This window comes from Roseovarius indicus (assembly GCF_008728195.1).
Taxonomy (GTDB): domain Bacteria; phylum Pseudomonadota; class Alphaproteobacteria; order Rhodobacterales; family Rhodobacteraceae; genus Roseovarius; species Roseovarius indicus.
In genome coordinates this window covers 1,511,961-1,524,334 of record NZ_CP031598.1, presented here as the reverse complement: position 1 = coordinate 1,524,334, position 12,374 = coordinate 1,511,961, and the positions used below count along the sequence as shown (strand labels likewise).

General features: G+C 59.1%; 9 protein-coding genes. 3 read left to right on the top strand and 6 right to left on the bottom strand.

Annotation, left to right across the window (positions count from 1 at the left end; all coding sequences use genetic code 11):
- Positions 1 to 951, bottom strand: coding sequence for an FAD binding domain-containing protein (locus RIdsm_RS07080; RefSeq protein ID WP_057814857.1), 951 nt, complete (start codon positions 949 to 951; stop codon positions 1 to 3).
- On the bottom strand, positions 948 to 1,595 hold the full coding sequence (gene paoA, locus RIdsm_RS07075; RefSeq protein WP_057814855.1) for an aldehyde dehydrogenase iron-sulfur subunit PaoA: 648 nt from the start codon (positions 1,593 to 1,595) through the stop codon (positions 948 to 950). The genes RIdsm_RS07080 and paoA overlap by 4 nt, the downstream gene beginning before the upstream one ends.
- A 1,274-nt stretch (positions 1,596 to 2,869) precedes the next feature.
- On the opposite strand from paoA, the gene RIdsm_RS07070 reads away from it, so the two are divergent.
- Together RIdsm_RS07070 and RIdsm_RS07065 are read left to right on the top strand one after the other, a co-directional pair.
- On the top strand, positions 2,870 to 3,487 hold the full coding sequence (locus RIdsm_RS07070; RefSeq protein WP_074940142.1) for an NAD(P)H-dependent oxidoreductase: 618 nt from the start codon (positions 2,870 to 2,872) through the stop codon (positions 3,485 to 3,487).
- A 284-nt stretch (positions 3,488 to 3,771) separates the two neighbouring features.
- On the top strand, positions 3,772 to 5,109 hold the full coding sequence (locus tag RIdsm_RS07065) for an MFS transporter (RefSeq protein ID WP_074940144.1): 1,338 nt from the start codon (positions 3,772 to 3,774) through the stop codon (positions 5,107 to 5,109).
- A gap of 257 nt (positions 5,110 to 5,366) precedes the next feature.
- On the opposite strand, the gene RIdsm_RS07060 is transcribed toward RIdsm_RS07065, so the two are convergent.
- The 4 genes from RIdsm_RS07060 to RIdsm_RS07045 all read right to left on the bottom strand — a co-directional run bounded on the left by RIdsm_RS07060 (position 5,367) and on the right by RIdsm_RS07045 (position 10,341).
- Positions 5,367 to 5,984 (bottom strand): Crp/Fnr family transcriptional regulator, encoded by a 618-nt coding sequence (locus RIdsm_RS07060; RefSeq protein WP_057814852.1) that lies wholly within the window; start codon positions 5,982 to 5,984, stop codon positions 5,367 to 5,369.
- A 137-nt stretch (positions 5,985 to 6,121) separates the two neighbouring features.
- Positions 6,122 to 7,540, bottom strand: coding sequence for an MATE family efflux transporter (locus tag RIdsm_RS07055; RefSeq protein WP_064261646.1), 1,419 nt, complete (start codon positions 7,538 to 7,540; stop codon positions 6,122 to 6,124).
- A 300-nt stretch (positions 7,541 to 7,840) separates the two neighbouring features.
- Positions 7,841 to 9,595 (bottom strand): CHASE2 domain-containing protein, encoded by a 1,755-nt coding sequence (locus tag RIdsm_RS07050; protein ID WP_236553204.1) that lies wholly within the window; start codon positions 9,593 to 9,595, stop codon positions 7,841 to 7,843.
- A gap of 74 nt (positions 9,596 to 9,669) precedes the next feature.
- Entirely contained in the window at positions 9,670 to 10,341 is a 672-nt protein-coding gene (locus RIdsm_RS07045; protein WP_143100435.1) for a FecR domain-containing protein, read from the bottom strand.
- Between the two features lie 346 nt (positions 10,342 to 10,687).
- On the opposite strand from RIdsm_RS07045, the gene RIdsm_RS07040 reads away from it, so the two are divergent.
- Entirely contained in the window at positions 10,688 to 12,259 is a 1,572-nt protein-coding gene (locus tag RIdsm_RS07040; protein ID WP_074940147.1) for a sensor histidine kinase, read from the top strand.
- Positions 12,260 to 12,374 lie beyond the last annotated feature (115 nt).

Below are 12,374 nucleotides of genomic sequence, written 5' to 3'. Positions count from 1 at the left end.
TCAGGCCTCCTTCAGCATGGCGGCAAGGGTCCGCTCGGCGAGGGTCAGTTTGAAGGCGTTCTCCTCGGTGGGCTGGGCCCCGTCGAGGAGTACCGACATCACGGCGGAGGCCCCATTGGGCAGCTCGGCATCGGCGTCGGCGCGGCGCCACGGCTTCGGCGCGACACCACCGAGGGCCACGCGCCCGGTACCGTCGGGCTGACGGACCAGCGCGACAGAGACCAGCGCGAAGGCATAGGACGCTCGGTCCCGCACCTTATGATAGGCTTGGTGGCCGCCGACTGGAGCGGGGAGTCGCACATGGGTGATCAGTTCGCCGGGCATCAGAGCGGTTTCGTTCTGCGGCGTATCGCCGGGAAGGCGGTGAAAATCCTCTAGTGCGATTTCCCGGGTCATGCCGTCTGGCGTGACCGTCTCGACTACCGCGTCTAGCACCCGCATGGCGACCGCCATGTCAGAGGGATGCGTGGCTATGCAGTCGTCGGACGTACCAATGACGCCAAGCTGACGCGAAAAGGCCCCCTCTGTCAGCGCGCCACAGCCCGAGCCGGGCACGCGCTTGTTGCATGGCATGTTGGTGTCATAGAAATAGGGGCAGCGGGTCCGTTGTAACAGGTTGCCCCCGGTGGTGGCCTTGTTGCGCAGCTGCCCGGTGGCCCCGGCGGCAATGGCCCGGGTCAACACCGGGTAATTGCGCCGAATGCGCGCATGGGCCGAGAGCGCCGTGTTCGAGACCAGCGTACCGATGCGCAAGCCGCCCTCTTCGGTTTCCGTCACCTCGTCCAAGCCCAGGCCGTTCACGTCGATGACGTGGGCGGGGGCCTCGATCTCGAGCTTCATCAAGTCGAGAAGATTGGTTCCACCGGCGAGAAATTTCGCCCCTTCGACCTCGGCAGCGCGTGCTGCGGCGTCTGCGGGATTGGCAGGTTTTTCATAGGAAAAGGCTCTCATGCTCTCTCCTCCGCGACTTGTGTGATGGCAGCGAGGATGTTGGCGTAGGCACCACACCGGCAGATATTGCCTGACATGCGTTCACGGATTTCCGCGTCGGTCAGGGTGATCTCGGCCGTCAGGTCACCCGTGACATGACTGGGGATGCCGGCCCGGATTTCCTCGATGACCTTGCGGGCGGAACTGATCTGGCCCGGCGTGCAGTAACCGCACTGGAAGCCATCATTTTCGACGAAGGCTGCCTGCATTGCGTCCATAGCGTCGGGCTGGCCGATCCCCTCGACCGTTTCAATCTCGTCACCGTCATGCATCACGGCGAGGCTGAGGCAGGAATTGATCCGCTCGCCGTTCACCGTGCACGTACAGGCGCCGCACTGGCCGTGGTCGCAGCCCTTCTTGGTGCCAGTCAGCTTCAGGTGCTCGCGCAGGGCGTCGAGCAGGGTGACGCGATTATCGACCATCAGCTCGCGCTCGCGTCCGTTGACGACAAGAGTGACCGAACTCTTCGTTTCGCCAGCAGACACCGGGACACCAGTGCCCTGAGCGGCGGCTGTGTTACGTGTCGCCGCGGCCACTACCGCGGCTGCGGCCGTACCCGCCAACAATGTGCGGCGGCGCAGGCTGAAATCGATGGGTGGACTCATGATGAGATCTTCCTCTCGGGTAAATATGCGCCGGTTGGCCGGCGGAACTGAACACTCAACGCATGAGGCTCCCAGGGGTTTCCCAGGTCTCCGCTTGACCGGACGAAAGCAGTGATGAACGGTTTTCATGAATGGCCTTGCGCGAAAGGCCGAGCTGCGCTCGTCCGGCGGTCATGGCGTATGTCGACCTTCCGATTTGACAGCGCGATGGGAAGACACCACGTCATGAGCTCCGTATGGATTTCTCCCAAGGGCCGGCAGGGACAATGTAGCTGTGGTTCAATTCTCCCTGCTTGCCTTCGAGATCCGGAAGGTCATTTTCAGGCGGCCCCGTGCTTGATCCGTCCAGCGGAGGTATTCGTGAAGGTCATCGGCGAGCCCCGTTGCATGCAGTGCGGTGCAGAACATGAGGTCGAAAAAATTATTGACTTTTCATTCTGCACCGAGATCACAAGATCCGAAAGTTGCGGATCTCGGCCTCTTTGGGCTGGCGGATCCACACCAACCACAAGCTAGCCGGCTTGCTGCCATCATCGATCCTGCGTTCACGCGCGAGCCTTTAGGGCATCGCTCATCACATCCAATCGGATAACTAAAGGGCTGTTTCAGTAGTGGGGAAACGCGTCGGTTTTCTCTTCAAAGCAGGGTTGGGCGTGACGAGCTAAGTCGCGGGCTAACCGAAAAACACCTCCGTCTCACCCGACGCCGCCACTCGGTTTCATAGACCACGAGAGGTGCATATAGCTGACCAATCCCGTAATGAAATCGCCGCGTTTCATGAAAGCGGCTCATGGGTGGCTGCAATCTTTTGAGCATAACCTCCGGGATGTCGGTGGGTTATATGTTGGCGGATCCCGATCTGGATATCCAATTGCGGGAAATCAACCTCCGCATATCAAGACGTATCAGGATGCGAAGATTGCACAGCAACTGCTACTTGAACATCTCGCCCGATGAACGGCCGGTGCCTGTTGATTGCCTCACGTCTAATGGCACGCCCTCGTCCAGTCACGGCGTGACGAACGCTGGCCATGCCGCCGATCTCTGGATCCATTGGCGCAAGGTCGTGGAAGAAAAACCCTGGCAGATGAGCCCATGCTTACCTGTGCTATGCGGCAGCCCCAGAACCGGCTGGATGCCCATGCTGTCCATCCCGTCTGCACCTGTCGCGATCACCTGGGCCCGTTACGGAGAGGGATCCATGTAATCCAGCCGAGGTCGAGATACCGCGCCAGGCACCCCTAAATGAACTCCCCCAAAGAGGATTTGCGCACATGAAACGACGCGATTTTTTAAAGGCTAAGCTGCTATTGGCCGCCGCAGTTGCCGGCGGGCTGCTCCGGACCCGCACTGCCACTGCTCGATCGGTCGACAAGCCATACAGCACGGATATCAAGACCCTCTTGATCGCGTCACATCCCTATCCGGAACGATCGGTCTTCAACAAAGGGTTGCAACAGGCGGCCGAAAGCGTAACCGGAGTGACCGTACGAAATCTGGAAACCATCTACGGTGACGATACGCGCGCCATCGACGCTCGAAACGAGCGCGACATCACCCGGCAACATGACCGGATCGTGTTCATGTTCCCGACGCATTGGTTCAACATCACGCCGATGATGAAGGCGTATCTGAATGACGTCTGGGGGAGCGTCGGGCCCGGCCTGTGGCAAGGCAAGGAAATGCTCCTTGTTACAACTGCCGCCGGAGGCGCATCCACATACGGTCAGTCGGGCAGGATCGGTGTCGACCTGGCAGACGTATTTACCCCGATGAAGGCCAGCGCATTGCACGCCGGCATGACCTATCTGCGTCCACTCGCGTTTCAATCAATCTCAGCGTCGGAGCTCCCCCAGTATCAGCAGCAGTTGATCGGCCGGCTTCAAAGTTGAACCGGCCCGGCCGCAGGCGTTGTCTGACCATTTCCACGATCTGTCTGGCGCATTGAGGCTTTGCAGCGAGTCGGAATTCATGAACTTCGGTCATGGCTGAATGCCGGTTTTACGACATTTCGAGCATGCGTCAGACGACTAATCTCTCCAAGGCGGTGAAAGGCCGCGCAGGGCCTCGCTGCGAAGGGATACCTCTGCATCCGCTGAATCGACCAAGGCCCTCCGCACCCTGCCCGTACCCTGGGTATCCGGTCGCAGCCTGACACACTGAAGGAGTTCGACGCATGGTACCCCGTTTGCCATTGATGGTAATTTGCCTGTCCACCCTGCTGGCATTGGCGACGTTTTCGGCACCGCTAACCGCGCTCGAGGCGATGACGGTTTCGCTGTCACTTACCGAGGGCGAACAGGCTTGGGTGATGAGTGCCATGCCACTCGGTGCTGCCGTTGGCCTGCTGATTGCGGGGGCGCTCGGGGACACCTACGGACGGCGCAAGACCTTTGCTGGCGGCCTCTGGGTCACGGCGGTGTTCTCTCTCGTCGCAGCCCTGTCGCAAAACGGGCCGATGCTGATCCTGGCGCGCATCGCGCAGGGGCTTGGAAGTGCAGGCATCATGGCCTGCGGACTGGGTCTTGTCGGGCAGATCTACACCGGGGCGGCGCGGGAACGCGCCGCGGCCGGTTGGGCGGCAGGGCTCGGCGCGGGTGTGTCGTTGGGGCCGATCCTGACAGCCGTGCTGCTGCCGCTTGGTGGCTGGCAGTTGGCGCATCTTCTGCTGGCACTTGCAGCGACCGTGCTGGGCTGGGCCGCGCGTCGTCTGCCTGAGAGCGTGCCCATCCCGCACCGGCTGGATCTCGCAGGCAGCCTCGCGCTGTTGGTCGGACTGTCCTCCCTGCTGGCCGCGCTCATAGAGGTTCGTTTCGGCCTGACCGGGCTTGTTGCCGTCCTGTTGGGCCTCAGCATCGTCGCGCTGGTTTTGTTCGTCCGGGTTGAAAGGCGCGTGGCCAACCCGATCCTGCGGGTGGACCTGTTCCAAAGGGTGGCTTTCAGCGGGGCGACGTTGGCGGCTTTCGCATCGGGCGCCGGTGTCCTGTCGCTCATGTCACTCGTGCCGACGATCCTTGAACGTGGCGCCGGCCTGTCGCCTATCGCGTCGGCGGTGATCCTGCTGGCGTGGTCGGGGGTGACGGTTCTTTCGGCGCTCGGAGCACGGTACCTGCCTTCCCGGTTGGCGCCGCGGGCTCGGGTAATCATAGCCATCCTCGGCTGCACGGCAGGGCAACTTCTGTTGTTGATGACCGGCGAAGCCATGGCCTGGTACGCAGTGATGCCCGGGCTTCTGATGGCGGGACTTGCGAATGGGGTTCTGAACGCGTCGCTGGGACATGCCGCGGTGGAAAGCGTTCCGCCAGACCGGGCGGCCATGGGCTCGGCCGCGAACAACACGGCCCGCTATCTCGGCTCGGCGCTCGGGATCGCGCTGGTCTCCGTCCTGATCGCGGGAACCCGGCCCGGAGACCTGTTCGCGCATTGGCACCAGGCGGTCTGGATGACAGCGGTCTTCAGCCTCGCTGGGTTAGGCTGCATGGTTCTGCTGAATCGCGGGGCCGCTCGGGCGTGACGCGGCCCCGTCTGTTGACCTGCTGCCACAGCAAGGGATCGGTGAAACTGGTCACTTCTAAAAAATTCTGCCTGCAACCTGTTCAATGCAAATGTGCCGAAGACTTTGCGGAGCGGCGCGATATTGGCGCGACATGTTGGACGGTTTCGCGGTCTCAATGGAAAGGCGCTCGCACTTGACTGACAGCACCGGCCTCCCGCCCCCACGTACCCCTGGAATGTGTCGAGTTGGGCCGTGGCGCCAGATGCGGCTTACGCCTAGTGCGTGTGTGCCGCATTCGCTACGAGCCGCTTTGTGACCAGTCGCATCACGGCCATGGCAAACTTGGGGTCTTCGTACTGCAGCCGCGTAAACCGTTTCTCGTTGAGTTCGTAGACAACCGTATCTTCCACACAATGAACCGTCGCCATTCTCTGAGCGCTGCTGTTGAAAAAGGCCATTTCGCCGAAGATATTGCCTGCGGGCACCGTCACGTCCTGACCCTCGATCTCAACTAGGCCCTCGGCAATATAGTAAAGGCTGTCAACCGGATCGCCCTTTTCGAACAGAACGTCGCCCGCCTGGATCTCCCGTTTCTTGCCATAGGCCATGGCGGCGGAGAAATCAGCTTCCGAGTCATCCGTCATGTGTGTCACCAATCTGCGCAGCGCGATGAGTTCGTAGAGCCGATACGCGTTCATGGAGAGCAGGATGATTTCGATCGCCAGAAGTGGCCAGATCTGGAACAAGGCGCTGTAGATGACGAAGCAGACCGATGACAGGATCACGAGAACACGCAGCCAGATCATCGAATTCATGGAGAACGTCGCCAGTTTAAAAAGAACGGCGAGCCAGCCAACGGCCTCGATCATGTGGTTGGTGGTGATGAATTCCATCGGCATCTTCTCCTGTTACGTCCGCCGCGCAAGATGACAGGCAAAGGAACTGGTCAAACGCTAACGCCTTGGTGGCGCTTTCTTGCGATATTGTATAGCTCTCTTCGGCGTCAGGCTTCTGGTTCCCCCGGTCGGGATCATTTTTCTCCAATATGCTTGTGGAGAGTATGCGAAATGAGGCTGCCATGGCCAAAAATTGCGCTGTGGCTGCGATGCCGCATGTTTTCTTGCGGAGGGTTCTTGATCAACCGCCAGCCCAGCCAGATCGCGGCCGAAGCAAAGATGACGCTTCCCAGGGCCTGCCCTATCAGGACACCTTGCGCCCCCAACAAAAACCCACCAGCAACAACAAACGGCCAGGTGCCCAGCGTGTTCTGACCCCAGCTCAACCAGGTCGCATAGGACGGGCGGCCCAGCGTGTTGAATGAGGCGCTTGCCACGAAGACCGAGCCACTGAAGAACGACGACAGTGCCACCGGAAAACAATACAGGTATATCAGGTCGCGCGTCAGGTTTTTCGCGTTGAAAAGATCGGCGATCTGACCGCGAAAAACCAGCAATATCATTGTGATGCATAACACGTAGATTGCGACGAACTTGATGCCGTCGAGATAAGCGCGCTTGACCCGATCCACGCGGCCCGCACCGAAGTTCTGCCCGATGATCGGCCCGATGGCCCCGGAAAGCGCCCAGATGACGGAGAAGGCGACGGGCGTCATCCGCCCGATCACGGCCATCCCGGCCACCGCTTCCGGACCGAACTTCGACATCTCGCGAGTCACGATTGCCGTGCCGATAGGTGTGGCAACATTGGCCAGCACGGCCCGGCTGGCGAAATGCGTCACCGTCTGGAGATCACGCCAAAGCAATCGCAGGCTTGGGGGAACAAAGGCATTGTGCTTGCGCAATGCCGGTTGGAGGGCCAGGCCCATCGTCACGAACCGCGCCGCCACCGTGGCCCAGGCGGCACCCGGCAATCCCATGTCCAGGGCGAAAATGAAAATGGGATCAAGCACCGCATTGGTCAGTGCCCCGAACAGAGCCGGATACATGGCCAGCCGGTGCTCGCCGTAGCATCGTAGGGAAGCGACCGCGACCATCGAAATGCCGGACACCCAGGTAAAGGGGACGACAATCCATAGATACGTTGCAGCCAGTTCGGCCACCTCGCCTGTGGCACCGAGCAAGCCCACGAAAAACTCGATATTCACCAATAATATTATGGGTATGGCGATACCGGTCAGGATGACGAGCATCGCTGAGCTGGTGGCATATTCCCGGGCTTCGAGTTCATCATCTTCACCGATTGACCGCGAGATCAATACGGCAGCCGCCACTGACAGGCCGATATTGATCGCGCTGGTGAAGAACATGAGAGCGCTGGCATAGCCGGCCGCAGCGGCCATCTCTTCGTAGCCGAGCATCGAGATGAAAATCAGATCGATGAGATCGACCGCATAAATCGCCATCAGGCCGATGCTGGCCGTGAAAGACGAAACCGTAACGTGGCGCATTATGCTGCCAGTCGTGAACTTCGCGTGCTTGCCGGTCGTCATTTCAGGTCTTTCATGCTTGGTCGCCTATCCAAGGCGCGAGTATTCCAGTGATCAAAAATTTCCTTTGTCGCCCAGTGTACAAACACTCTCCAAATGCTGATAGCCCAGAGTTTAATGGTCACTCCGAAAGCCGGGCCCATCATTCTGCATAGCCCCGATGCAGAAACTCAGGCTGAGCCGATTTTATCGACGTCTGCTCGTCGGCAAGGCGAAAATGCGACGCATTCAAGTTTGACATGTCGCGTCCGAACGTGGTCTGGATCGACATCGCCAAATCGGCACCCGAGACATTTCGGCAGATCAGGATAAATCCCCGCTCTCGGAGGTCCTTGTTCGAGGCCAGAGTACCACTGAGACATCGCCACTCCACCCACGCACCTCGACCCGCGCTGGTGTCGCAACGCCAGTGACTAAGCCGGCGTCAAGCTGGTTCGCGAACTCGCTCGTCGCGACGATCCTGGCACTTCGGGATTTCGCAACCTCCATCAAGCGGCTGGCGAGATTTACCGTATCACCGCTTACCGTAACCTGCTGGTGGTTTTGCGCTCCCAGTCGCGACAGGATCACCGATCCGTAGTGCAGACCAATTCGACACGTAACCGCCGGGCAATCCGGTGGAATAGGCAGCGTTGCGAGACCGACTTCGAGCTCTTCTGCTGATCGGAATGCCTGGTCAGCGCTTGACCGGTCATTCTGGCCCTGCTCCAACCCGAAAACCGCCAACGCGCCGTCGCCCATGAAGTTGATGACGGTCCCGTCGTTCTGCTGCACGATCATGCCGGTAAGCTCATGAAATTGCTGAAGCAGCGCGCGCGTGCCCTCGGAGCCCAGCTTCTGGGATAGCGCGGTGAATCCCGTGAGGTCGACGAAGAAAACGACAAGGTCCTGCTGTTCAGGAGTGGTGAGAAAATCCGGGTCCTCTTCGATTCGACGCGCAAGCGATGGCGATTGGAAACGCCTGAGAGATATCAGGCTTTGCTCGGATATCCGGGCAATGCGACGTTCCCGCGCCAAGCTAAGGGCACCTGCAAGTATCACAGGAGGCATTGCGCCGGCCAGAGGCAGGGCTGCACTCAACCACAGGCCGTGGGCGAATGCGACGGTCACGCCGACGAGCGACAGCATCAAGACACAGACGACCATAGGCACAGCCGTTATGAGCGGCGCCCGCAGCATCAGGATCAGGGCAACTGATGCAAGCAGGACCATGTGCAGCACATCCCAGGTCCGGGTTCTGTCGTCGTGCGTCAGGGCGGAACCACCGACGAGCTGCAAAATCGCCGTGGCAATGATTTCTGCACCAGCAACCTCATCTTCAAACGGTGTCGTGAACAGGTCTCCGGTCCCTGTTGCCGAGTACCCCAGAACGACCAACTTGCCGGACAAAGCGTCGGAGGTCGCTTCCTCCATTAGTGCGCCCGCACTTAGTGTGGTGACCGTGCCCGACGGCCCCAAAAGCCTGAGCGGCATGTACGCACCTTTGTCCAAGGCGATTTCCAAGGAGCCCAAGGTAATGGATTGCTCCCCTATGCTTGCTCTGCCACCTATCCGGTTCATCGCGCCAACCAATGGCATCGAAGGCATTGCTTTGCGTTGCACTTCAAGAAACAGCGGCACAAACCGGGGCGTTCCGGATGCATCGGTCTGCAAATTGACAAGCCCCACATCGGCCCGAGCCAAGAAGGCGTCATGCGGCCAAATGACATTGACGTCGCCCCCCTCGTCGAAACGCGCGGCCGCCGCGATGACCGCCGGCAGCGTTCCGAGAGCGTGGGCAAGCGCCGCGCGTTCCTCCGGCTCTCCCGCATCTGCCAAGAGAACATCGAGGACGAGGGACTGAGCACCGCTCTGGGCGATCTTCTCAATGACCCTGGCAAGAAGCAGGCGGCCAGTCGTTGTTGTTCGCTCGCGCTCCAAGGTTTCATCGTCGATTGCGACAAAGACGACATCAGGCGCGGCTGCGACAGGGCCAACAATCCGATATCGAAGATCGAGCAGTCTATACTCCAGACCATCCAACCAAGTGTCGCGCGTATGCAGATGGGAAATCGCCAAATGCGAAACCCATATCAGGGCCGCAAGGACGATGACAGCTACCGAAAAGGTGCCCGTTCGAAGAGACGGCAATCTCAGCGCCCGAAACGTGCCAGGAGCGCTTCAGCACGCGCGGCGCCCCATTTCCTGACGGCAAGTGGCTCGCCAGGCGTGACATCAGTGCCTTCGCCAACCTCCAACGTGACGGTAGTGGGGTCATTCGGGCGTCGCACATTCACATCCCCCTCCAATACGAAAACGGATGTTTGCTCCGCGCCTGCGTCGACGATGTATTTCGTGCCACGAACGGTCGCGATCGCATGTGGCGTTCTGACTTCCGTTGGAGAGTGCCCAGGCGAGATATTGATAAGGATAGCGCCGCCTTGCACTTCAATGACTCGCGGCGCGGCCTCGTTCGGCCGTTCGGTAATCTGTAACTCCGCCGCTGGCTCGCGCTCTATCGTAACTGCGTCGCCACACGTGATAATTTCTCGTGGAGGAGTGTTCTCCGAAGTGCTGATTTCACAGGAGTGTGCGACTTGCGCCCCAATGAGCAGAGTCGAAAATACCGCGGCAAGAAAACCTGCAAATTCCTTTAAATAAGCTTCTAGGCGTCGCATCGGGCTTCCCTTATCTGCACACGCAGCAGCATGTTGCGGCAGAATAGCCAAAATTAAGTGGACCATCCAGCGCCGTCGTGCAAATGCGGAAAGACTGCGCAGGACGCGGGAAAGACCATGTCTGGTCAAGGAGCCCAGCAGCCGCATGAATGGCGTCTAAAGCGAGATGAGCTTTCGCCCGGCCTAGCCGGCTGCTCGTCTTGAACACGCAAGGCCTGCCCAATTTCGGAGATGCCGTCGGAGTGGCAGTTGGCCTCCATGCACGCATCGGCTTACGCTCTCGAAAATTCGGAACGAACCCTCATCGCAGTGCCCATAATCGAACAATGGCGTGACATTGGCCTTTCCGAAACGCTCGGTTTTTGTGCAGCCCAATGACGGCAAAAGATCAATCTGAAATCCTGCCGGACTTTGTCTGTAAACATCTTATCCCCGTCCAATTATTGACAAATTCCAACATCACTTCGTGGCAGATGTTTTAGGAGTTTGGTGAATGTTAACGGTACTTTCCTGCATCACAGTGCAGCACGACATCAGTCTGGTCATTCTGGCCGGATTTTTATGTGCGCTTGGCAGCTGCGTCACTTCGCGGCTGTACCAGTACTCACGCGCTCAGGGAAAAAGACGGCTCACGTTCTGGCATGTCACGACGGGTGCTGTTGCAGGTGTCTCGGTGTGGAGCACGCACTTCGTGGCGATGCTTGGGTATCGTCCGGAAGCGCCCGTTGAGTTTCATCTTGGTCTCACGGCCTTTTCGATGGCCATCGCCATTGTTGGCTGCACGTTCGCCCTGATGTTCGCGGCCTTGTCACGTTGCAAATACGCCGCGCAGATCGGCGGCGCATTCTTCGGGCTGGCCATTGCCAGCATGCATTACACGGGCATGATTGCATATCGCGTTCAGGGGATCGTCTACTGGGACATGAACTACCTGATCGCCTCTGTCGTGATTGCTGTTGTCGTTTCCGCCGCTGCACTTACCATTGGGCGCGGCCGCCGGCGACGGAATGAAGTCCTGATGGCAGTGATCCTGACACTCGGCATCGTGTCCCTGCACTTTACCGGTATGGCCGCCTTCGGCGTGTATCCCTTGCTGATTGACGGCACCTTCGCGAACGCGGCGGCCTTCAAGAACCTGGCACTTGCCGTAAGCGGCACCGCCGTGGTGATCGTGTTCGGTGGCTTCATCAGCTACGTGCTCGAAAATCGCGCGCGTCTCGAGAGCATTGCCGAACTTACCGAGGCGCGCAACGCAGCCGAAAGTGCAAGTAAGGCCAAATCCGAGTTCCTCAGCGTTCTCAGCCACGAACTCAGAACTCCGCTGTCGATCATCATGGGGTATTCGACCATGCTGTCGAAAATGGGCGAGCTTCAGATGAAGGCTGCGAACACGAACGGTAACAACGTGAAAACTTTGCCCAGCCCGACGCTGGAACAAGTCGAGCTTTATGGGAAGAAAATCACGACCTCCAGCCAACACCTGCTTACTTTGATCAACGAAATCCTTGATTACTCGAGCATGGAACTTGACGAAACGAAGCTGGAAAAGACTTCGTTTTCGGTGCGGGACCTGCTGGAAGAGGTCACGGAGCAGTTCAAAGTTCTGACCGAGGAAAAGGGTATCACAGTCGCCCTGGCATGTGATGAGTCGATCGTCGCATATGCAGATCGCGCCAGAATAATGCAAATCCTCATCAACCTTCTTGGGAACGCGGTAAAGTTTTCCAGCGCGTCCGATGTGACGGTACGAGCCTGCCTGGCGGACTCTGGGTACCGTCTGGAGGTTGAAGACAATGGCTGTGGCATCCATGAAAATGATTTCGAACGGATCTTCCTGGCATTCAAGCAACTGGAATCGGCTGAACGAAGAACAGCCGGCGGCACCGGCTTAGGGCTGGCCATCTGCAAGAAGCTCTCTGAAGCCCATGGCGGTAACATCAAGGTGAAAAGCACCCTTGGGGCAGGCACAACGTTTACGGTGACCTTGCCGGCTAGCGCATTAGACGCCGAGGCTGCGGAAGCCGAAATCGGAGAAGACAACGCCAGCATCAAGCTTGCGAGCTGACGCACCAGCACGACAGACCTAGTAGCGATCACGGTAACTGGAGGGGGGTTGGGAGCCGCAGCCCTCTCCTAGACCTTGGTCGCAAATTCGGGCAACGCATGGAAAATCCAGGACA